19 protein-coding genes are annotated in these 21,579 nt (G+C 71.3%); 9 read left to right on the top strand and 10 right to left on the bottom strand.

Annotation, left to right across the window (positions count from 1 at the left end):
* Positions 1–6: 6 nt before the first annotated feature.
* The 4 genes from O3X23_RS34240 to O3X23_RS34225 all read right to left on the bottom strand — a co-directional run bounded on the left by O3X23_RS34240 (position 7) and on the right by O3X23_RS34225 (position 3,490).
* Entirely contained in the window at positions 7–1,065 is a 1,059-nt protein-coding gene (locus O3X23_RS34240; RefSeq protein ID WP_269276401.1) for an ABC transporter permease, read from the bottom strand.
* A gap of 63 nt (positions 1,066–1,128) precedes the next feature.
* Entirely contained in the window at positions 1,129–2,139 is a 1,011-nt protein-coding gene (locus O3X23_RS34235; RefSeq protein ID WP_269276400.1) for an ABC transporter permease subunit, read from the bottom strand.
* On the bottom strand, positions 2,136–3,065 hold the full coding sequence (locus O3X23_RS34230) for an ABC transporter ATP-binding protein (RefSeq protein ID WP_269276399.1): 930 nt from the start codon (positions 3,063–3,065) through the stop codon (positions 2,136–2,138). The genes O3X23_RS34235 and O3X23_RS34230 overlap by 4 nt, the downstream gene beginning before the upstream one ends.
* Positions 3,062–3,490 (bottom strand): GntR family transcriptional regulator, encoded by a 429-nt coding sequence (locus O3X23_RS34225; protein WP_269276398.1) that lies wholly within the window; start codon positions 3,488–3,490, stop codon positions 3,062–3,064. The genes O3X23_RS34230 and O3X23_RS34225 overlap by 4 nt, the downstream gene beginning before the upstream one ends.
* A 203-nt stretch (positions 3,491–3,693) precedes the next feature.
* Here O3X23_RS34225 and O3X23_RS34220 point away from each other — a divergent pair, with 203 nt between their 5' ends.
* Complete coding sequence (locus O3X23_RS34220; protein ID WP_269276397.1) at positions 3,694–4,365, top strand: M15 family metallopeptidase; 672 nt, start codon at positions 3,694–3,696, stop codon at positions 4,363–4,365.
* Positions 4,366–4,389: 24 nt separating this feature from the next.
* Here O3X23_RS34220 and O3X23_RS34215 read toward each other — a convergent pair whose 3' ends face one another.
* From O3X23_RS34215 to O3X23_RS34205, 3 genes are read right to left on the bottom strand one after another with little or no spacing between them, the layout of a single operon-like run.
* Positions 4,390–5,871 carry a carotenoid oxygenase family protein gene (locus tag O3X23_RS34215; protein WP_269276396.1) on the bottom strand — a complete coding sequence of 494 codons (1,482 nt, stop codon included), beginning with the start codon at positions 5,869–5,871 and terminating at the stop codon, positions 4,390–4,392.
* Positions 5,861–7,609: a class I adenylate-forming enzyme family protein gene (locus O3X23_RS34210; protein WP_269276395.1), complete on the bottom strand. Its 1,749-nt coding sequence runs from the start codon at positions 7,607–7,609 to the stop codon at positions 5,861–5,863. Before O3X23_RS34210 ends, O3X23_RS34215 begins: the two co-directional genes overlap by 11 nt.
* A 41-nt stretch (positions 7,610–7,650) precedes the next feature.
* A complete protein-coding gene (locus O3X23_RS34205; protein WP_269276394.1) occupies positions 7,651–8,616 on the bottom strand; it encodes an LLM class F420-dependent oxidoreductase in 966 nt (321 codons plus the stop codon).
* 288 nt (positions 8,617–8,904) lie between these two features.
* Between O3X23_RS34205 and O3X23_RS34200 the strand changes: the two genes are divergently transcribed.
* Genes O3X23_RS34200 through O3X23_RS34190 form a run of 3 tightly spaced genes read left to right on the top strand, consistent with a single transcriptional unit; the run spans position 8,905 to position 10,531 of the window.
* Positions 8,905–9,324 (top strand): hypothetical protein, encoded by a 420-nt coding sequence (locus O3X23_RS34200; RefSeq protein WP_269276393.1) that lies wholly within the window; start codon positions 8,905–8,907, stop codon positions 9,322–9,324.
* A gap of 2 nt (positions 9,325–9,326) precedes the next feature.
* Positions 9,327–9,560: a helix-turn-helix transcriptional regulator gene (locus tag O3X23_RS34195; protein WP_269276392.1), complete on the top strand. Its 234-nt coding sequence runs from the start codon at positions 9,327–9,329 to the stop codon at positions 9,558–9,560.
* Complete coding sequence (locus O3X23_RS34190; protein ID WP_269276391.1) at positions 9,557–10,531, top strand: NAD(P)-dependent alcohol dehydrogenase; 975 nt, start codon at positions 9,557–9,559, stop codon at positions 10,529–10,531. Before O3X23_RS34195 ends, O3X23_RS34190 begins: the two co-directional genes overlap by 4 nt.
* 157 nt (positions 10,532–10,688) lie before the next feature.
* On the opposite strand, the gene glgC is transcribed toward O3X23_RS34190, so the two are convergent.
* The gene (glgC, locus tag O3X23_RS34185; RefSeq protein WP_269276389.1) at positions 10,689–11,909 is read right to left on the bottom strand and encodes a glucose-1-phosphate adenylyltransferase; all 1,221 of its coding nucleotides are present in this window, start codon (positions 11,907–11,909) and stop codon (positions 10,689–10,691) included.
* A 39-nt stretch (positions 11,910–11,948) separates the two neighbouring features.
* Positions 11,949–13,142 carry a glycogen synthase gene (glgA, locus tag O3X23_RS34180; RefSeq protein WP_269276388.1) on the bottom strand — a complete coding sequence of 398 codons (1,194 nt, stop codon included), beginning with the start codon at positions 13,140–13,142 and terminating at the stop codon, positions 11,949–11,951.
* 338 nt (positions 13,143–13,480) lie between these two features.
* Here glgA and pgm point away from each other — a divergent pair, with 338 nt between their 5' ends.
* Both pgm and O3X23_RS34170 read left to right on the top strand, forming a co-directional pair.
* Positions 13,481–15,136, top strand: coding sequence for a phosphoglucomutase (alpha-D-glucose-1,6-bisphosphate-dependent) (gene pgm, locus O3X23_RS34175; RefSeq protein ID WP_269276387.1), 1,656 nt, complete (start codon positions 13,481–13,483; stop codon positions 15,134–15,136).
* A gap of 77 nt (positions 15,137–15,213) precedes the next feature.
* Entirely contained in the window at positions 15,214–16,413 is a 1,200-nt protein-coding gene (locus O3X23_RS34170) for a serine hydrolase domain-containing protein (protein WP_269276386.1), read from the top strand.
* Between the two features lie 79 nt (positions 16,414–16,492).
* Here the strand turns inward: O3X23_RS34170 and O3X23_RS34165 are convergent, their stop codons facing one another.
* On the bottom strand, positions 16,493–17,338 hold the full coding sequence (locus O3X23_RS34165; protein ID WP_269276385.1) for a hypothetical protein: 846 nt from the start codon (positions 17,336–17,338) through the stop codon (positions 16,493–16,495).
* 648 nt (positions 17,339–17,986) lie between these two features.
* Here O3X23_RS34165 and O3X23_RS34160 point away from each other — a divergent pair.
* The 3 genes from O3X23_RS34160 to O3X23_RS34150 all read left to right on the top strand — a co-directional run bounded on the left by O3X23_RS34160 (position 17,987) and on the right by O3X23_RS34150 (position 21,577).
* Positions 17,987–19,762 carry a diacylglycerol kinase family protein gene (locus O3X23_RS34160; RefSeq protein ID WP_269276384.1) on the top strand — a complete coding sequence of 592 codons (1,776 nt, stop codon included), beginning with the start codon at positions 17,987–17,989 and terminating at the stop codon, positions 19,760–19,762.
* Positions 19,698–20,651, top strand: coding sequence for a YihY/virulence factor BrkB family protein (locus O3X23_RS34155; protein ID WP_269276383.1), 954 nt, complete (start codon positions 19,698–19,700; stop codon positions 20,649–20,651). The genes O3X23_RS34160 and O3X23_RS34155 overlap by 65 nt, the downstream gene beginning before the upstream one ends.
* Before the next feature lie 83 nt (positions 20,652–20,734).
* A complete protein-coding gene (locus O3X23_RS34150) occupies positions 20,735–21,577 on the top strand; it encodes a phosphatase PAP2 family protein (protein WP_269276382.1) in 843 nt (280 codons plus the stop codon).
* Positions 21,578–21,579: the final 2 nt, after the last annotated feature.

The following is a 21,579-nucleotide window of genomic DNA, read 5'->3' as shown; positions in this document are numbered from 1 at the left end:
GAGCCCTCAGGCGCCGGCCGGAGCCGTGGCGTGTGCGGGGTTGCGCTCCCGGCCGCCCGGGTGGCGGTGGCGCCAGACGAGGAAGACGGTCACGGCCACCAGGCTCCAGGCGGCGAGCACCAGGTAGGGGAAGAGGTACTGGTGTCCCGCGAAGTAGATGGCGTTGTGCTGCGCGTTGACCGAGGCGCCCGGCGGCAGCCACCGGCCGATGCGGCCCAGTGGCGACGGCAGCAGCGGCCAGGACACCGCACCGCCCGACGACGGGTTGCCGAGGAGCACCATCAGGCCCCAGGTCGGGATCATCGCCCAGCGGCCGAAGAGCGTGTTGAACATGGTGAAGACCATGCCCGAGGTGAACATCGTCAGCGCCAGGATCAGCCAGGACTGCGGGAACGGCAGGTCGAGCACGCCGAGCAGCCAGTCCACCACCGCGCAGATGACGAACCCGCCGAAGAGCGAGTACCCGACCGTGAAGGCGACCCGCTCCCCCGCGTTGAGCGCCCTGGCGTGCACGCTCAGCTGGATCGCCCCGACGAAGCCGATGATGACCGCGGCCAGCGAGATGTAGAACAGCGCGAGTCCCTGCGGGTCGGTGGGCTGCAGCGGTTTGATGTCCCGCACCGTGACCGGGGTGTGCAGCGCGGCACCGACCTTCGGCGCGGCCGTCGTCAGCAGCCGGGCGACCGACGCACCGGCCGCCCCCGCGGTGTCGAGCCGCACCGCGGAGGGACCGAGCTCGATGATCGCGAAGGCCTGCTGGTCGTCGACGGCCTCGACCGCCCGCTCGTACGTCGGGTAACGCTGCACGGCGAGCGAGGCGCCGAGCGCCTTCTCCATCCCGGCCACGAACGCCTCGCCCTGGTCCGACTCCCCCGTCACGGCGGTGGGGATCCGGTGCGGAGTGGGGTTGGCCATGGCGTAGCAGTAGGAGCCCGCGAAGAGCCCGGCCGCCGCCCCCAGGATGAGGACCAGTACCACGGCGGGCAGGAACGGCGACACCTTGAACGCCCCCCAGTGCTCCGAGAGCGAACGCGGCCTGGCATGCGCACCGTGCTGGTCTGCCATACCGCCACGCTAGGGGCGACCGGGGCCCGACCACTCGCCGGAGTGGGCCATGCGGCGGCACCGTCAGACGGCCGCGCGCCGCAACCGGTGGAACGCGAAGGCCACCAGGGCCGCCGTGCCGAGCAGCAGGATCCCGGACTCGATGAGCTGGATCGGCAGGAGGTGCGAGACCGGGTGGTAGTCGCCGTAGAACGTGCGGGACGCCTGGCACACGAGGTCGCTTCCGCACGGGAACGGGACCTTCGAACCGTCCGGCAGCACCGTTCCGTTCGACACCATCCAGGCCCCTTCCGGCACGTGGAAGAAGTCTCTGCCGCTCCGGCCGACCTGGGTCGTGTGGACGAGGGGATACAGGTGGGGGCGCAGGGCGTACAGACCGAGTTCGACGGCCGCCAGGGCCCCTCCGGTCGCCGCCATCGCCGGCAGCGTGCGGCGCAGCAGCATCCCCGCCACGGCGCCCAGGGCGAGCGCGAACAGCGCCGTGGCCACCGCCACCGGGCCGATCACCGGATAGGTGACCGCCGCGAACGGCAGGGCGTACGTGAAGAAGCCCCGGTGCACGTCCGTCAGCCAGAACCAGCCGGCCGCTCCGGCCAGGGACCCGGACACGAGCAGGACGATCAGGCCGGCACCGCCCAGCCGGAAGGCGAGCCAGCGGCTTCGCGAGACGGACTGGGTCCAGAGCAGCCGGAGCGTGCCGTGCTCGTACTCCTGGGCCAGCAGCGGAGCGCCGAGGAAGAGGCCGATCAGCAGCGGGAGCAGCGCGAGCGCGGGCTGGACGATGCTCGGGAAGCGCTGAGCGCGGAGGTAGACGTCGTTCCACAGCTCGTTGCAGCCCGGGTTGCGCCACTCCGTCGGCTTGCCGCATCCGGCGCGCCGCGCCGTGTCCATCCCGTCGGCGATGGCGAGGTGCTCGGTCAGCAGCCAGCCGGTGCCGAGGACCACCACGGCCAGGCCCAGCCAGACCGCGACCCGGTTCTGCCGCCAGACCAGCCAGAGCAGGCCGTGCAGCCGTCCGCCGGCCCGCGGCCGCCGCGTCACCGGGGCCGCCGCGTCGAGTGTGTCCGTCGTCATGACGTCACCGCCGTTTCGAGAACGCGCGCGCTGTCGGTGCACATCGACGGGGCCAGCGGAGAGCGCAGATAGCCGAGGAGCAGTTCCTCCAGAGTCGGCTCGCTGCTCTGCCATGCGCCGAGGACCGGCCCTTCGGGACGTATCAGTGCGGTGAACTGGCGTCCGCTGTGCCGCGTTTCGATGACGCTGTGGGCGGCCAGTCCCAGCGGTGTTCCGGTTCCGGTGTGCGCGCCGACCAGGATCCGGTGGGCTCGCACGATCTCCTCCACCTCACCCGCCAGCCGCACCCGGCCGGCGTCGACCAGCAGCAGGAAGTCGATGACGCTCTCCAGTTCGCTGAGGATGTGCGAGGACATCACGATGGTGGTGCTGTGCTCCGCCGCCTCCGACATCAGCGTGCCCATGAGCTGATGGCGGGCGAGCGGATCCATGTCCGCCATGGGTTCGTCGAGCAGCAGCAGTTCGGGGCGCTTGCCCAGGGCCAACGCCATGGCGACGCGGGTGCGCTGGCCGCCGGAGAGCGATCCGATCCGCGCCCCGGGGTCGAGGTCGCCCTGGTCGACGACGCGCTGGGCGCGGCCCGCGTCCCAGCGCGGATTCAGTTCACGGCCCAGGCGCAGCGTCTCCGCGACCGTGAAGCGCGGGTAGAGCGGCTTGTCCTGGCCGACGAAGGCCACGAGGTGGCGCTGCTCCGGGTCGTCCGCGTGACGGCCGAACGTCCGGATGGTGCCTTCGGTCGGCCGCAACAGCCCCGCGGCCAGCGCCAGCAGGGTGCTCTTGCCCGCGCCGTTGGGGCCCACCACCCCGCACACCCGGCCCGCCGGGATCCGGAAGGCGCACTCCCGCAGTGCCCACTCCCGCCGGTACCCCATGCCCAGGCCGGCCGCCTCCACCGCCGTCCGCCGGTCTTCTGCCGGATCCCTCATGCGTCCCCCTCGATGTTCCGCGCGGGTGCGTCCGGGGTGGCCCCGGTCCCGTAGCGCTGTTCAAGTACGGAGGCCACCAGAGCGGTGACGTCCTCGCGTTCCAGTCCCGCCTCGCGCGCCCGGTCCACCCAGCCGACCAGTTCGGCGCGCAGCGGTCCGTCCGCCTCCGCCCCGGGCCTGGCGAGGGACCGCCGGACGAAGGTGCCCAGCCCGGGGCGGGGTTCGACCAGCCCCTCACGGTCGAGTTCGCGGTAGGCCTTGAGAACCGTGTTGGGGTTGATGGCTGTCGCTTCGACGACCTCCCGCGCGGTGGGGAGTTTGTCGCCCGGCAGCAGCAGGCCCAGCCGTAGGGCCTGCTTGGTCTGGAGGACGATCTGCTGGTACGTGGACACGCCGCTGCGGCGGTCGATGCGGTACTCGATCACGCCCGCATCACCCTTTCACTAGTTCAGTAGTGGAATAGTGTTGCAATCGGCTCCGCACGTCAACCACCGCGCGTCCGGCGGGTCATGGGAGCGCCTGGGCGCAGTGGGCCGTTCGGGTCGGGGGTGCCGGGTGCGGTGCGCCGCACGGGCGACCCGGCTGCCGCAGCCGATTGGCCGCGGCCGTGCCTGGTACCCCTCCCCACATGCGTCCTTCTCGAAGTACGGCCCACCGCCTGGCGGCTCCGGCACTGATCGCCGCGCTGCTCGGCGGCTGGCCCCAGGCCGCGGTCGCCGCGCCGGAACCGGCCCTCGACGCCATCGTCGAGTCCGTCCCGCCGGAGAAGCTCGTCGACACCTACCGCGCCGGCTGCCCGGTGGGGCCGGACGACCTGCGGCTGATCCGGATGAACCACTGGGGCTACGACGGGGTGGTGCACCGCGGCGAGCTGATCGTCCACAAGAACGTCGTCGACCCCGTGGTGGGCGTCTTCACCAAGGCATTCGCCGCCCGCTTCCCCATCGCGCGGATGCAGGTGATGGCCGATTTCCACGGCGACGACGAGGCCGCGATGGCGGCCGACAACACCTCTGCCTTCAACTGCCGCCAGGTCACCGGGGACCCGGGAACGCAGTCGCAGCACTCCTACGGCGACGCCATCGACATCAACACCGCCGAGAATCCCTATGTCGACGTCAACGGCGACGTCCACCCCGGCGACGCCGAGCGCTTCCTCGACCGCGGGGAGTCCGTGCCGGGGATGATCCAGCCGGGCGACGTCGTGCACAGCGCCATGCAGGCCATCGGCTGGCAGTGGGGCGGCCGCTGGGACAACCCCGACTACCAGCACTTCTCCCGGAACGGCCGCAGCCTGTGACTCCCGTCCCCTACGAAGCGCCCGTCACAGAACGTCCGCCCCGTCGCGCCAGCCCGGCAGTGCGGAGCCGGCCGCCCACGTCGAGTGCGTCCCGCTGGAGATCCGTTCCGGCAGCCGCACCCGGGCGATCGGCCCGTCGGTGAGGCGGGCCGCGTCGAACACGAGGCATTCGGAACGGTCGGCGTTCATGTCGGTCGTCAGCGTGATGAGGTAGCCGTCGTCCTCCGCGGTCGCGCCGGGGCGCGGGGCCATGGCGGTCTCGCTGCCGTACACGCCCTCGGGCAGCGCGTACCGCTCCTCGCTCCCGGTGTGCAGATCGTGCCGGACGATGCCGTCGAAGAGGAACCAGCCCGGACGCTGGGTGGCGGCGTAGGTGTACCGGTACGGCTGTCCGCCGAGGTTCGGGTTGATCATCCCGAACTCGGTGAAGCGCTCGCTGAGCCGTTCCTCCTTCGCCTGCCCGGTCACCAGGTTCAGCCGCCAGCGGTGCAGCCGGGTCTCCATCCGTTCCAGTGCCAGGAAGCGGAACATCCGCTGGTAGACGCCCTTCCCGCCCGGGTCGGCAGGCTCGGGGCAGCCCTGGTGGAAGCCGTCGACGACGATCTCGTCGCCGTCCTCGTAGGCGTTGACGAAGTGCAGGACGTACGTCGGGTCGGCCTCGAACCAGCGGACCTCGGTGCCGTGGCGGGGGACGACCCCGAAGCGGCTCGGCAGGTCGCGGTGGAAGCGGGAGGCGTACTTGCCCTGGGCGATCAGGGCCGGGTCCCAGAACAGCGGGAAGTCGTTGAGGATCGTGTAGTTCTCGGTGAAGGCCATGTCGTGCGGCAGTCGCGGGCCGGGCAGCGGGACATCGGTGAGGTGCTTCAGGCGGTTGTCCGGGCCGACCACCCCGTAGCGCAGATAGGGCGCCTCGGTGGCGTAGCTGAAGAAGAGCAGTTCGCCCGTGCGGCCGTCGACCTTGGTGTGCGCGGAGACGCCCCAGTCCGGCGCCCAGGGGGACTTGCCGATGGTCTCCAGGGTGAGCGGGTCCAGCCGGTAGAGGTCCCCGCACTGCCAGAAACTGCTCAGTGCCTGACCGGCGTGGACGACGATGTCGGTGCTGGAGGCGTCCTTCATCCGGGTGCGCGCACCCCAGCCGTCCTCGCGCAGCGACAGCGCGGGACGCTCGGCGATGCCCGCCCACAGTGCCTTTCCCGCCTCCTGTTCCGCGGTGAAGCCGTCGGTGCGCACGAAGCGGTTGCGGTAGAAGGCCTTTCCGTCGCGGAAGCCCACCACATGGACCATGCCGTCGCCGTCGAAGGGGTGGTACAGCGAGATGGCGGGGTGCACCGGGTTCTCGGTGTTGCGCAGGTAGACGCCTTCGAGGTCGGCCGGGATCTCGCCGGTCACCTCCAGGTCGTCCGCCCGCCATTCGGTGGTCTGCGGACGCCAGGGGCCGGTGCGGTACGGGTGGTCGTCGTCCTCCGGCAGGGTCGACAGGGCGCGTCCGACGATCTCAACGTCCATGGGTTCTCTCCTCTTCCACGACGGAGGCGCGCAGCACCCGTTTCAGCACCTTGCCGACGGGGTTGCGCGGCAGTTCGTCACGGAGTTCGAGCCGTTCGGGCAGTTTGTACGAGGCGATGTGCCGTTCCTTGAGGTAGCCGACCAGATCTTCCAGCACGAGCGGGGAGCGGGCCACGACCACCGCGCAGATCTTCTCGTCCAGCACCTCGTCGGGATAGCCCACGACCGCGACCTCGGCCACCGCGGGATGTCCGGCGATGAGCTCTTCCAGTTCCGCGGGGGCGATGTTCATCCCGCCGCGGATCACCACGTCCTTCGCCCGGTCCACGTACTTCAGGAACTGACCACGATCGCCCGCGATCTCGAAGACGTCGCCCGTCCTGAGGTATCCCCGGTCGTCGAAGGGGCTGGGCAGGTCGGTGCCCTTCAGATAGCCCGCGAAGACCTGCGGGCTCTTGATCCGCAGCTCCCCCGGCCGGCCCGGCTCCTCGATGTCCGCGCCCGTCGCGGTGTCCACGATCCGCACCTTCGTCCAGCGGGCGCCGCGGGTGGACCACTCGACGCCGGGCACGCCGTACCGGGGGAAGTACCGTGCCCGCTCCTCCGGATCCGGCACGTCGTACGGGTCGGTGAGCATCCCCGTGCCCTCGTTCGACCCGAAGAAGTTGATGACGCCGATCCCGTACCGCTCCTGCCAGCCGCGCACCATCGCCGGGGAGAGCGGCGCCGAGCCCGAGCCGATCCGGGTGAGTGACGAGATGTCGGTGCTCGCGAGGAGTTCTTCCCGGGCGAGCAGCATGGTCAGCAGCGCCGGGGGCGCGACGGTGTACGTGACGTGCTCCTCGGCGATCTGGCGGAGGAACACCGGCAGGTCGAACGGGTGGTGCTGGACGAGAACGCACCCGGTCCGCAGCCACGGCAGGAAGAGCCCGCCAAAACCCGCCATGTTGACCATCGGGAAGGGGTTGAGCAGCACATCGTCCGCCGTCATCCTCGGCGCTTCCAGACACGTCCAGGCGATGGCCAGCCAGTCGTTGTGGCAGCGGGGCACCCCCTTCGGGGTGCTCTCGGTGCCCGAGGTCCAGCAGATGGTGACGCAGTCGTTCGGGTCGACGGGGTGCTCGCGGGTGTACGCGGCGACGTCGGCGGGGTCGTACGGCGACCGCAGTTCGGCGTCGAGCGATACCGCCCCGGGCGGGAGCTTCGCGCCGTCGCCCTCGCCCTCGCCGCCCGCCGCTTCGTACGCGAGCAGCAGCCGCAGCCGCGGGAGTCGTTGCCGCAGGCCGTCGACCTCGGCGGCGATCTCCCGCTCGCCGACCCGTTCGGCGGTGATGAACGCCGTGAAGTCCGCCAGTGCGCCCAGTTGCACCGTCTCGTGCTCGCGGTACTGCACCGGCAGCGGGGAGACGATCACCCCGATCCGCCAGCAGGCGAGGTAGACGGACACCAGCTCGACGATGTTGGGCAGCTGCACCCCCACCACGTCGCCCTGGCCGATGCCGTGCCGCAGCAGCACGGCCGCGAAGCGGTCCACGTCCGCGTCGAGTTCGGCCCAGCTCAGCCTGCGGACCGGCCGGCCCATCAGGTCCGGTTTGTTCAGCGGATCGACGAGCGCGAGCCGTCCGGGGTGCGCCCGCACCCGCTCCCGCAGCAGCGACTCCGTGGTCTCGCCGTCCCACCAGCCCGCCGCGGTGTACTCGGCGACCCGCTCGGCCGGATGCAGTCTCCATGCCCCCATATGCGCTCTCTCCCTCAGCGACCGGCCGACCGACCCGCGGTCTACCGGTCCCGCAGCAGGGCGAGCGTCCGCTCGCCCCCCGGGTCGGCGTCCGTGCTCGACGCGACGACCGCGATCTCGTCCACTCCCGCCGCCGCGTACTCCGCGAGCCTGGCCCGGACCGCGTCCAGGTCGCCGACCAGCCCGACCGCGGCCATCAGTTCGCCCGGAACCGCCGCCAGCAGCTCCCGCGGATGCGGCCGGGACCGTGCGAACTCCACGACCTCCCCGAAACCGGCCTCGACGAACATCTCGGCGTAGCCGGGCGCCGCGAGGTAGCCCACCACGCCGCGCCGCAACTGCTCCAGCGCCTCGGGGGACGGGTCGACGGCGGCCGTCACCCAGGCGGCCACCCGGGGCGACGGACGTCCCAGCGCACCGGCCTCGGCCCGCATCCGTCCGATCAGCGTCGCCGCGGAGGCCGGCGTGAGGAGGTTCAGCACCATCCGGTCGGCGAACGCGGCCGCCGTGCGGACCGCGACGGGGCCGAAGGCGGCCACCGTCAGCTGCGACTTCGGGGCCGGCAGCCGCAGCCGGTACCCGCTGGTGCTCACGACCTCACCCGGCGAGGTGGTCCGCTCCCCGTCCAGCAACTGCCGCAGGGCGATCGCCGACTCCCGCAGCGCCACTCCGCTGCGCCGGTGCGAGCGGCCGTGCCACTGCTCGACGACGACCGGACTGGAGCTGCCGATCGCCACGTCCACCCGCCGCCCGGTGAGGGCGGCCACCGAGGCGACCCCGCGCGCGATCGTCATCGGGTCGCGTACGGCCACGGCGAGCGGGCCGACGGTCAGCGGGATGCTCCGGGTGCGTAACGCGACGGCGGTGGCGAGGGCGAACACGTCGTACGTGGCCATCTCGCCGAGCCACAGCTCTTCGTAGCCGTGGTGCTCGGCGACGGCCGCCGTCAGCAGTGCCTCCTCGGGCGGCCGGTCCTGCCAATAGCCCAGCGACACGGACAACTTCACGTGCGTCAGCCTCCCGACCGCAGCCCACGGGGCCCCACGAATCCACGATACGCAGACGCTACAACAGGCAGCGTCACCGAAGGGCGGCCTTCGGCCGGCCGGCGGCGTGGGCATCGGCCTCGTCAGCTCCCTCGGGACCGCCTTCGCCCTCACCCGTCGGCGGCGCCGGGCAGGACACCCCCAGGCCTGACCCGCAGCCCTGAACCAGATCTGACGTCGACGTGCCGTCCACGAGATGCGATGTCAAGAATGATAGACATCGTGTCTGCTCTTCCATACATTCATGGCATGTCATTCGACGAGAAGAACGCCTGGGTCTACGCGGTGGTCGCGATCGGCGGGTACGCGGGCTATCTGGTGGCCGTCCTCGGCAGAGCGCAGGGCGTCCCGCTGAACACGGTCGCTTACGTGACGCCGATGCTCCTGGCCATCGGCGCCGCGATCACGGCGTCGATCGTGGGCCACGTCGCGATCTCCGCCGCCTGGCCCACGGAGGCCGGCAGGAGCGACCAGCGGGACCGGGAGATTCACCGGCTCGGCGAGTACGTCGGCGGCATCGTCCTCGGCGTCGGCGTCGTGGCGCCGCTCGGCCTGGCCATGGCGGAGGTCGACCACTTCTGGATCGCCAACGCGATCTACCTCGCGTTCGTCCTGTCGGCGCTCTGCGGGACCACGGTGAAACTCGTCGCCTACCGACGGGGGTTCTAGCCGTGGGAAAGCCGACCAGGGTCACCAACGACATCCGGCGCCTGCGGTTCGTGAACGCCGAGATGACCCAGGCTGATCTCGCGGACCGCATCGGCGTCACCCGGCAGACCGTCATCGCGATCGAACAGGGCCGCTACTCACCATCCCTCGAAGTGGCGTTCCAGATCGCACGCGCCTTCGCGGTGCCGCTCGGCGAGGTGTTCCAGTACCCGGACGACGAAGGAGAGAAGTCATGAAGGCGGTTGTCCAGGACAGCTACGGGTCGGCCGATGTCCTCGAAGTCCGGGACATCGAGCCGCCCGCGGTCGGGGCCGGGGAGGTGCGCCTGCGCGTGCGGGCCGCGAGCGCCGGCGTCGGGGACCGGCACGTCATGACCGGCCTGCCGTACCTGATCCGCGTCTTCGGCTACGGGCTGCGCAGGCCCAAGGCCCGCGTCCGCGGGATGGACGTGGCGGGGAGCGTCGAAGAGGCCGGCGCCGACGTGACCCGGTTCCGGCCGGGCGACGAGGTCTTCGGCACCTGCGACGGCTCCTTCGCCGAGTACGCGTGCGCCCGGCAGGACCGCATCACGCACCAGCCGGCGAACCTCACCGCGGAACAGGCCGCGGCCGTACCCAGCTCCGGCGTCGCCGCCCTGCAGGGCCTCCGGGACCGGGGGCGGATCCAGTCCGGCCAGTCGGTGCTGGTCATCGGGGCCGGAGGTGCCGTGGGGACGTTCGCGGTGCAACTGGCGAAGGCCTTCGGAGCGCGGGTCACCGGCGTCTGCAGCACCGCCAAGACCGACCTCGTCCGCTCCCTCGGAGCGGACGAGGTGATCGACTACACCCAGGAGGACTTCGCGGACGGTGTACGGCGGTACGACCTCATCCTCGACACCGGCGGCAACCGCCCCCTGTCACTGCTGCGGCGGGCCCTCACCCCCCGGGGAACGCTCGTCATCGTCGGCGCCGAAGGCGGCGGCCGGTGGCTGCAGGGCTCGGACCGCCAACTGCGGGCGATGCTGCTCTCCCCCTTCCTGCGGCAGCGGCTGCGCGGGCTCATGTCCGTGCAGCGCGAGAAGGACCTGCGGTTCCTGGCGGAGCTCATCGAGGAGGGCAGGCTCACCCCGGTCATCGACCGGACGTACCCGCTGAGCGCCGCCGCCGACGCCATGCGGCACCTGGACGCGGGGCACGGACGAGGCAAGGTCGTCATCACCGTCATGTGACGTACATCACATGACGGTGATGACGTTTGCCGTCGCCGGAGCCGGGCAGGCGAGTGTGTAGAGGCCCCCCTTACCTCGCAGTCTCGGCCCGGTCAGCTCTCCCCCCCTGCTGGCCGGGCCGAACTGCGTCCGTGACCGCCCGGCCCGGCCGAGCGCCTCAGGAGGCCACCAGCTGACCCTTGCCCAGAGCCACTATTCCGCCGGCGGAGACGGTGTAGTGCCGGGCGTCGTGGTCGAAGTTCACGCCGATGGTCGCCCCGGGCGGTACGACGACGTTCTTGTCGAGGATCGCGCGGCGGACGACCGCTCCGCGGCCGACCCGGACGCCCTCCAGCAGGACGGACTCCTGCACGACGGCTCCCTGTTCCACGATCACCCCGGGGGCCAGTACGGATCCGGTGACCTGGCCGCTGATGATGCAGCCCGTGCTGACCATCGACTCGCCGGCGATCCCGCCGGCGACGAACTTCGCCGGCGGCCGCTGGGCCTGGTTGGTGAAGATGGGCCACTGCCGGTTGTAGAGGTTGAAGACCGGCCGGATCGATATGAGGTCCATATGGGCCTCGTAGTAGGCGTCGAGGGTGCCCACATCGCGCCAGTAGCCGTGGTCCCGGTCCGTCTCGCCCGGCACCTGGTTGTCGTCGAAGTCGTAGACCTGCGCCTGGCCGCGCCCGGTGAGCAGCGGCAGGATGCTGCCGCCCATGTCGTGCACGGAGTTCTCGTCCTCGGCGTCCTGCTGGAGCGCGTCGATGAGGACCTTGGTCGAGAAGATGTAGTTGCCCATCGAGGCGAAGACGCTGTCCGGGTCGTCCGCGAGACCGGGCGGATCGGCCGGCTTCTCCAGGAAGCCGTCTATCTGCGTGCTGCGGTGGGCGGTGGTGATGACGCCGAAGGAGGACGCCTGCTCCCGCGGTACCCGTATCCCGGCGACCGTCACCCCGGCCCCCGCCTCGATGTGCCGGTCGAGCATGTGCCGCGGGTCCATGCGGTAGACGTGGTCGGCGCCGAAGACCACGATGTAGTCGGGTTGCTCGTCGTGCACGAGGTTCAGCGACTGGTAGATGGCGTCCGCGCTGCCGAGGTACCAGCGGGGGCCGAGGCGCTGCTGCGCCGGGACGGGGGTGACGTAGTCGCCCAGCAGACCGGTCATCCGCCATGTGGTCGACACATGCCGGTCCAGGGAGTGCGATTTGTACTGTGTGAGCACGCAGATGCGGTGGATGCCGCCGTTCACCAGGTTCGACAGGACGAAGTCCACCAGTCGGTAGACCCCGCCGAATGGCACCGCGGGCTTGGCCCGGTCCGCGGTCAGCGGCATCAGCCGCTTGCCTTCGCCCCCTGCGAGGACGATGCCCAGCACGTTCGGTCGTCCGCTCACCCTGACCCCCTTCGTCTCCGGCTGCCTGCTGGCAGCCGGTCACTCCAGTACCGACGCGTAGACCTCCACGGTCCTCCGTGCCACCGCGTCCCAGCCGAACTCCGTCACGGCGCGCTGCCGCCCCGCCTCCCCCATCACCCGGGCCCGCCGCCCGTCGGTGACGACCTCGTTGACAGCGGCCGCCAGCGCGGCCTCGAAGCCGCGCGGATCGGCCTCCTCGTAGGGCACCAGCAGCCCCGTACGGCCGTGCTCCACCACCTCGGGGATGCCGCCGACGGCGGAGGCGACCACCGCCGTGCCGCAGGCCATGGCCTCCAGGTTGACGATGCCGAGCGGTTCGTAGACCGACGGGCAGACGAACACCGCCGCGTGGGTGAGGAGTTGGACGACATCGGGGCGGGGCAGCATCTGCGGGATCCACACCACACCGTCGCGCCGTTCCCGCAGCTCACCGACCAGCGAGCGGAACTCCGCGTCCAGCTCCGGGGTGTCGGGCGACCCCGCGCACAGCACGACCTGCGTACCGGGGGCGAACTCCCGCGCCGCGCGCACCAGGTGCGGGACGCCCTTCTGTCGGGTGATCCTGCCGACGAACAGGACGAAGGGCCGGCCCGGATCGATGCCGAGGCGTTCCAGGACGGCGGTCCGCGGGTCGGGCCGGTAGAGGGCCGTGTCGATGCCGTTGTGCACCACGTGGACCCGGTCGGGATCCACCCGCGGGTAGCAGGCGAGCACGTCGGCGCGCATTCCGTGGGACACCGCGATCACCGCGTCCGCCGCCTCGACCGCGGTGCGCTCGGCCCAGCAGGAGACCGCGTAGCCGCCGCCCAGTTGCTCGGCCTTCCAGGGGCGCAGCGGTTCCAGGGAGTGGGCGGTCATCACGTGCGGGATGCCGTGCAGCAGTTTGGCGAGATGGCCCGCCATGTTGGCGTACCAGGTGTGCGAGTGGGCCAGGTCGACGTCCGTCACCGCGGCTGCGATGGACAGGTCCACCGACAGCGTCCGCAGTGCGTTGTTGGCGCCGTCCAGTCCGGCGGCCGCGCGGTGCCGCACGAGGCGGGAGGCCTGGTCCGCGACGTCGCCACCCGTGTCGGAGTCGGTGTCGGTGGTGCTCCAGCTGTGGACGCTGAGATCGACGAGCCCGCGCAGTTCCCGCGCGAGGAACTCCGCGTGCACCCCGGCTCCGCCGTACACGTCCGGTGGATACTCGCGCGTCAACAGCCCGACCTTCACCGTGTCCCACCTCTCCGCTGATCACCCGGCGTCCGCGGCGTTGCCCTCCCGGCCCGTTCCGCTCCGGCATCAGCGGGGCCGGCCCGGGACGCGGAGATCGGTGCAGGCCTCGTAGCCCTCTTCTGTACCGGATCGCCGGACGGCAAACGTCACGCGGCCCGTCGGCTGTCCGCCGCACGGCGGCTTGTCCCGCGACACGGCAATGGTCCGCGCCACCGGGAGTGCGCCCTCTCGCGCCGGGCACGGAGAATGGGAACAATGCCGAACGACGCGGAACGTCCGCCACCACGGGCACCGGCCCACGGTGGCGGGCGGACTCGCACCCGGAGGAGACCCAGATGCCGCACGAGCGCGCCGGACAGCCCGCACAGCCCGCCGACCTGGTCGACGTGGCCCGGCTGGTGACCGCGTACTACACGCTCCGACCCGACCCGGGCGAGGTGGGGCAGCGGGTCGCGTTCGGGACCTCCGGCCACCGCGGTTCGTCACTGTCGATCGCGTTCAACGAGGACCACATCGCCGCCACCAGCCAGGCGATCAGCGAGTACCGCGCCGGGCAGGGAACCGACGGGCCGCTCTTCCTGGGGGCGGACACGCACGCGCTGTCCGAGCCCGCGCGGGCCACCGCGCTGGAGGTGTTCGCCGCCAACGACGTCACCGTGCTGATCGACACCGCGGACGGCTACACCCCCACCCCGGCGGTCTCGCACGCCATCCTGGTCCACAACCGCGGTCGCACCTCGGGGTTGGCGGACGGCGTGGTCGTCACGCCCTCGCACAATCCGCCGGCCGACGGCGGCTTCAAGTACAACCCGCCGAACGGCGGCCCCGCCGGTTCCGACGCCACCTCCTGGATCCAGGACCGGGCGAACGAGCTGATCGCGGGCGGCCTCAAGGACGTCCGGCGGATCCCGTACGCCCGCGCGCTCGCCGCCGGCACCACGGGCCGCTACGACTTCCTCACCCACTACACCGACGACCTGCCCGCCGTGGTCGACCTGGAGGCCGTCCGGGCGGCCGGAGTACGGATCGGCGCTGACCCGCTGGGTGGCGCGTCGGTCGCGTACTGGGGGCGGATCGCCGAGCGCCACGGGCTGGATCTGACGGTCGTCAATCCCCACTCCGACCCGACGTGGCGCTTCATGACGCTCGACTGGGACGGCAAGATCCGGATGGACTGCTCGTCACCGCACGCCATGGCCTCGCTCATCGCGCGGCGCGACGACTTCCAGGTGTCCACCGGCAATGACGCGGACGCCGACCGGCACGGCATCGTGACCCCGGACGCCGGGCTGATGAACCCCAACCACTACCTCGCCGTCGCGATCTCGTACCTCTACGAGCACCGCGGGCAGTGGCCGTCGGACGCCGGGATCGGCAAGACCCTCGTCTCCTCGTCCATGATCGACAAGGTGGCCGCCGGCCTCGGCCGCAAGCTCGTGGAGGTGCCGGTCGGCTTCAAGTGGTTCGTGGACGGGCTGCTGGACGGCTCGTTGGGCTTCGGCGGCGAGGAGTCCGCCGGCGCGTCCTTCCTGCGCCGGGACGGATCGGTGTGGACCACCGACAAGGACGGCATCCTGCTGGCGCTGCTCGCGGCCGAGATCATCGCCGTGACCGGCCGCAGCCCGTCGCAGCACTACGCCGATCTCACCGCGCGCTTCGGCGAGCCCGCCTACGCCCGGATCGACGCGCCGGCGACCCGCGAACAGAAGGCCGTCCTCGCCTCGCTCTCCCCCGAACAGGTCCCGGCGGGCGAGTTGGCCGGGGAGCCGGTCACCTCGGTCCTCACCGCGGCGCCCGGCAACGGCGCGTCGCTCGGCGGTCTCAAGGTCTCCTCCGACAACGCCTGGTTCGCCGCCCGGCCGTCCGGCACCGAGGACGTGTACAAGATCTACGCGGAGTCCTTCCACGGGCCCGAGCACCTCGCCCGCGTGCAGGAGGAGGCGAAGGCGATCGTGTCCAAGGCGCTGGGAGACGCGTCGTCCAAGGGCTGACGCCCGACCGGCTCCGACGCGCGTCCGTCCTGACCGACCCGCCGGTGCTCATCACCGGCTGACGAAGGGAACCACCTTTGAGCGGCAGCGGACTGTCCGGGGAACGCCTCGACCGGATGCGCGACGTCATGTCCGGTCACGTCGAACGCGGTGACGTGCCCGGCCTCGTGACCGTGGTGCACCGGCGCGGGGAGACACGGGTCGAGGCGCTGGGCACGATGGCCGCCGGCGGCACCGTGCCGATGCGCCGCGACACGATCTTCCGGATCGCGTCACTGACCAAGCCCGTCACCGCGGTGGCCGCGATGATCCTGGTGGAGGAGTGCGTACTGCGGCTGGACGAGCCGGTGGACCGGCTGTTGCCGGAACTCGCCGGCCGCAGGGTCCTCCGGCGACTCGACGGACCCCTCGACGACACCGTTCCGGCACGTCGGCCGATCACCCTGCGGGATCTGCTGACGTTCCGGCCGGGCATCGGATCGGTGCTCGCGCCCCGGGGGACCCACCCGATCCAGCGGGCGATGGACGAGGCCGGCCTCACACCCAGCCCGAACCCGCCGGCGCTCGATCCCGACGAGTGGATGAAGGGACTCGGTGCCCTGCCGCTGGTCCATCAGCCGGGCGAGCAGTGGATGTACCACACGGGTTCCGAAGTGCTCGGGGTGCTGATCGCGCGCGCCGCCGGCCGGTCGTTCGCGTCCTTCCTCAGCGATCGCGTCTTCGGTCCGCTCGGGATGCGGGACACCGCGTTCCACGTGCCGCCGGAGAAGCTGGACCGACTGCCGCCCAGCTACCGGGCGCTTCCCCGTACCGCGGAACTCGCCCTGCACGACGATCCCGCCGACAGCCGCTGGGGGCGCCCGGTGGCATTTCCGTCCGGTGGTGGCGGGCTCGTCTCGACGGCGGACGACTACCTGGCCTTCTGCCGGATGCTGCTGGGGCGGGGGCGGTACGGCAGCGAACGAGTGCTGTCCCGGCCCTCGGTCGAGCTCATGACCAGCAACCACCTGACGGCGGAGCAGAGGCCGGGAACCCACAGCTTCCTCGGTCCCGACGAGGGCTGGGGCTTCGGCCTCTCCGTCTCCGTCCGGCGTAGCGATCTGGCGACGACCCCGGGGCGGTTCGGGTGGAACGGCGGCACGGGCACCTCCGCCTACACGGACCCGGGGGAAGACCTCGTCGGCATCCTGCTGACCCAGCGCCAGATGGATTCCACGACTCCTCCCGCCGTCTTCCAGGACTTCTGGACCTCGGCGTACCGGGCGATCGACGACTGAGCCGCGGGGTCGTCACCCCGCAGCCTCGCCGGCCCTCCGCTTGCTCACTCAGTACCTGGCCGACGTGGGCAGCCGGGACCTACTGGGTGACGGACTCGCTCTGCTGCGGGGCCTCGACGGCCGCGGTGACGACGGTGCCGGCGGGGACTGCCTCGTAGTAGACCGAACGGGACTGCTTCGAGCGCAGGGCCGCGGACTTGCGGACCAGACCCTCGAGTGCGGTGCGCACGCTCATGATGGTGACAGCGCGCTCCGGCGTCGAGATGGCCGTGGCGACCTCGGCGGCCGAGGCCGGGGCACCCTGCTTGAGCAGGAAGTTCTCCACGACCTTCACGAGCTTGTCCGCCTTGGGGGCGGCGGCGGCCTTGGTGTCGGCCGCCTTCGGGGTGGCGGTCTTGGCCGCGGTGGCCTTCGCCGGCTTCGCGGTCGCGGACTTGGCCGTGGAGGCCTTCGCCGGCTTCTCGGTGACGGTCTTCGTGGGGGTCTTGGTCGCGGTCTTGGTCGCGGTGGCCTTCGTGGTCGCGGCCTTGGCGGGCGCCTTCGCGGCGTGCGCGGCATCGGCCACGGCGCTCGCCGCGTCGGTCTTGCGGCCGCGGCCGGCACGACCCTGGGTCGGAACCGACTTGCGCGCGGTACGACGGCGGGCGCCGGGCACCTTCGACTTCGCGTGCGGCGCGACGCGCGCCTCCGGCTCACTCGCCTGCGGTTCGGCCGGCTCGGGGGCGGCCTGCTTCGTCGCGCCGACGGCGCTCTGCATGCTCAGCAGCATCTCGCGGTCCTGGACGAGGATCTCCAGTTCCTTCTGCAGCGCGTCGATCTGCGCGAGGACGCGGTCGCGGTCCCCTTCGTTCTGGCGCAGATCCGCGGCGACACGGGCCTCGTACTCGCTCTGCAGACCCTGGTTCTTGGACACGACGTCCGACATGGACACCACTCGCCTTTCGTTGCTCACTTCGCGTCGTTGATGACGGTGATGGTAGCCATCAACAGAGGAGGGGATATTCGAAACGGACGCTCACAACACGTCCCGTGGTCCGGACCGGACCGAGCTGCACCGGCATCCGTATGAGTAAGACCATCCCAGTCAACGTCCGCGAAAGCCAACTCGGTTCCCGGGATCACGTCCGGGAGGTTACATCTTTCGGGCGCGCGAGGATAGGAGCAGTGCCCGCCGTTGACCTGGAAGTGCACCCGTTCGGACGGGTAATTCCATTCACAGCGGGGGGAGTTGCCCCACTCGGCCGGGTACCGGCCGGATGACTTCGCGGTGCCGGTGTTCGCGGTGCGCGGGAGAAACTCGGCGAACAGTTCGAGTTCGCTCCCACTCTCCCCGAGGCGGATCCCGACGTCCCGCAGTCGCCTTCCGCGACCCTTGGCGCCATCTCGGACACCTCGCGATCCTGGAGTGACGCGAGTGAATGGACACATCGTGTTCGAGCGCGCCATCGCCATCGGCCCGGACTATCCCTCCGGGGTAAATGGCGTCGAATGGCGGAGCGCCGCGGGCGCCGCCTTCCGGTATCTCGCCCGCGCGGAGAGGAGTTGTTCGGCCAGGACGGGCAAGAAGCCGCCTATGAGACCAAGCGACGGAGTGGCGGTGCGGCGCATCGGTGTGCTGCTCGTGATGCAGGGCGTGCTGTTGGTCGGCTTCGGCCTGCTGCTCACCAAGTGGCTGGTGAAGATCCCGCCCTTCACCGCGGAGGCCGGGATCAACCGGGCCTTCGCCGCACACCGGTCGGCGGACTGGAACAGCATCACCCTCTGGGTGTCCCAGGCGGGCAACACCCAGGCCGTCGTGCTGGTCACGACGGTGTCCCTGGCCCTGCTCCTGCTGCCGGTGCACGGCGGCCGGTTCCAGCGCGAGGCCCTGTTCCTGGCGTCGTCGGTGGCTCTGCAGTCACTCGTCTTCCTCACGGTGACGGCAGCCATCGACCGGGCCCGGCCGGACGTGGAGCACCTGGACGTCGCCCCGCCGACGTCCAGTTTCCCCTCCGGACACACCGGTGCCGCGACGGCGCTGTACGGCGGTCTGGCCGTCATCGTCCTCCTCCGGTTCCGCGGCGGCCGGCGCTGTGTCCTGGCCGCGGTCCTGTTCGCCGTACCCGTCGTGGTCGCGGTGTCGCGCCTGTACCGCGGGATGCACTATCCGACCGATGTGTTCTTCGGCCTGTGCAACGGCGCCGGGATCCTGCTGATCGTGGGGCGCTCGCTCCTGTCCGCGCGGTCCCGCCCGCAACCGCCGCCGCGGACCGGGCGGTCCACCGACGCTCAGGAGGCTGTCGCCCGGCGCGAGCGGCGAGCCGCCGTCGTGCTGAACCCGACCGTGGTGGACGACGCGCTGCACGAGGCGATCCGCCGCACGCTGGGGCGGCACGGCTTCCATGACGTCTCCTGGCACATGACCACGGAAGAGGATCCGGGCAACGGCGCGGGACGGCGGGCCATCCTGCGCGAGCCCGATCTGATCGTCGTGTGCGGTGGCGACGGCACGGTGATGGCCTGCGCCGGCGCCCTGGCACACAGTGGGGTCCCGACCGCCGTCCTGCCCTGCGGCACCGGCAACCTGCTGGCGCGCAACCTCGGCTACCCGGTCGATCCCATCGCCGCGCTCGTCGCCGCCCTGGAGGGCACCGCGCGACCCATCGACCTCGGCATCGCCGACGGCGACGGGATCTCCGAAGCGCGCTTCGCCGCCATGGCAGGCGCCGGATTCGACGCCGCCGTGGTCCAGGACGCCTCCTCCCGGATGAAGGCCGGCATCGGCTGGGCCGCCTACCTGGTCTCCGGAGCGCGGCATCTGCGCGATCCCGGGATGCGACTGACCCTGCGGCTCGACGACGGACCGGAGCTCGACCGCAGGGCGCGCATGGTCCTGGTGGGCAACGTCGGCACCCTGCAGGGCGGTGTGCCCCTGCTCCCCGCCGCGCAGCCGGACGACGGCCTCTTCGAGGTCGTGCTGCTCAACCCGACGGGGCCGCTCGGCTGGCTGCGCGCCGCCACTCATGTGCTCAAGCGGCAGCACCAGGAGAAGGCACGGCCGGCGGGGAGCGGCGAACGGTTCGCCGACGGCACGCTGGAGTACTTCACCGCACGGCGCATCGAGATGACCTTCGAACAGCCCCAGGAACGGGAGTTGGACGGAGAACCGGTCGGCCCCGGCAGACGGCTGGCGATCGAGGTCGATCCGGGCGCCCTGCTGATGCAACTGCCGGCGACAGCGCCGGCCGCATCCTCACCGACGCCGACGGGCACCGGGAAACCGGCAGCCCTGACAGGAGCACGCGATGGGCACGGCAACCCGAGTTCCGCAGACCCGAGACATCAAGGGGGACGAGCTCTCGGGCGATGAGGCGTGGGCCACGCTGCGCCGCTACGGCGGATGGAAGCTGGTCCGCGACGCCTTCCTGCGGTTCCGGTACGCCGACGGCTTCAGTCACGCGCGCGCACTGGCCCTGCAGACGGTCCTGTCGCTGGTGCCGCTCGCCATCGCCCTCATCGGCCTGTCCACCGCGGTGCACGCGGAAGGCATCGGACGGGTGGCCGAACTCACCGTGCTGCGCATCTCCAGCGGCCCGAGCTCCGACGTGGTCCGGAACGCCCTCTCCGACAGTCGCCGCCACGCGGACGAGGGCGGGCAGCTGGCGCTGTGGTTCGGTCTGCTGTTCGCCCTGGTGAACGTCACCACCGCGATGGCCCAGGTCGAACGCGGTGCCAACCGCATCTACGGCGTGGAGCGCGACCGGCCCTTCCACCTGAAGTACCGGCGCGGGCTGCTGATGATGCTGCTCGCGGGAGTACCCCTGGGCATGGGCTCCATCCTCATGGTCAGCGGAGCGGACATCGCCGGAGCGGCGGCCGAGGTGTACCACTGGACGCCGGGCCAGACGACGGCCTGGAACGTGCTGCGCAGGCCGGTGGGCATCCTCCTGGCCCTGTTCTCCACCTCCGTCATCTTCCGCAGCTCACCGCGGCGCCGGCAGCCCGGCTACACCTGGCTCGCCTTCGGCGCGGCCGTCTACCTGGCGCTGTGGACGCTGCTGACCTGGCTGCTCAGCCTGTACGTCGAGTTCAGCAGTTCGTTCAACTCCGTGTACGGTCCGCTGAGTGCCTTCATCTCGCTGCTGCTGTGGTCCTACCTCACGGCGATGGCGTTGTTCCTGGGCATCGCGTTCGCCGCTCAGCTGGAGGCGGTGCGTGCCCGTGTCAAAAGGCCGATTCTCAAGGATCCGGGGGTCTGACCGTGCGCAGCCGGGACGTTGCCGTACGAACACCTCCGCCCGCGACTGATGATTCTCCGCCGGAACGGGTAGCTGTCACCAGCATGAGGGCACTGTCGCGATTTCCCGGAAACCTGATCCACCGGCTGCGCGGCCCGGACGAGCGCCTCGGCGTACGGCTGCTGCTCACCGCGGCGGCGTTCGCCGTGGCCACCGTCCCGTTCGCCCTCGTACTGGTCCTCGTGGAGGCCCACTGGGGTCCGCTGCACCGCGCGGACCGGGGCGCGGCGGAGAACCTGCACCGGGCGGCGCTGGACCACCCGGCCTGGGTGACGGTGCTGCGCTTCCTCACCAACGGGCCGTGGTCGCCCACCGTCATGCGTCTGCTGGTGGCCGCGGTCGTGGTGTGGCTGCTGTACCGCCGCGCCTGGCGGCTGGCTGCCTGGGCCGCCGTCACGTCCGCCCTCAGTTCGTCGATCGGCGTGCTGGTCAAGGTGGCCGTCGAGCGCGCCCGTCCGCAACTGCCGGACCCGGTGGCCCACGCACCGGGCTACTCGTTCCCCTCCGGCCATGCCATGACGGCGACGACGTCCTGCGGCATCCTGCTGCTCGTCCTGCTGCCCCTGGTGCCCCGCAGGCTACGGCCCCTGGCGTGGGCGGCGGCGGTGGTGTCGGTGGTGGGTGTCGGCTACACCCGGGTCGCCCTGGGCGTGCACTGGGCGAGTGATGTGGTGGGCGGCTGGCTGCTCGGACTGGCCCTCCTCATCGCCACCACCGCCGCGTTCCAGGCCTGGCGCCAGGAGGCGGGCCTCGCCCACACCTCGCCGGCCCAGGGCCTGGAACCCGAACTGGACACCCCGACCCCGCACACTCCTCCCGAGCCGACGCTCGACCTCGGCCACCACGACCACACCGCACCCCCGACGGGCCACGACCGGCGGTCCTGACC

The sequence above is a fragment of the Streptomyces sp. H39-S7 genome (genome assembly GCF_027158205.1).
Lineage (GTDB): Bacteria > Actinomycetota > Actinomycetes > Streptomycetales > Streptomycetaceae > Actinacidiphila.
This window is presented reverse-complemented; position numbering and strand designations above follow the sequence as displayed.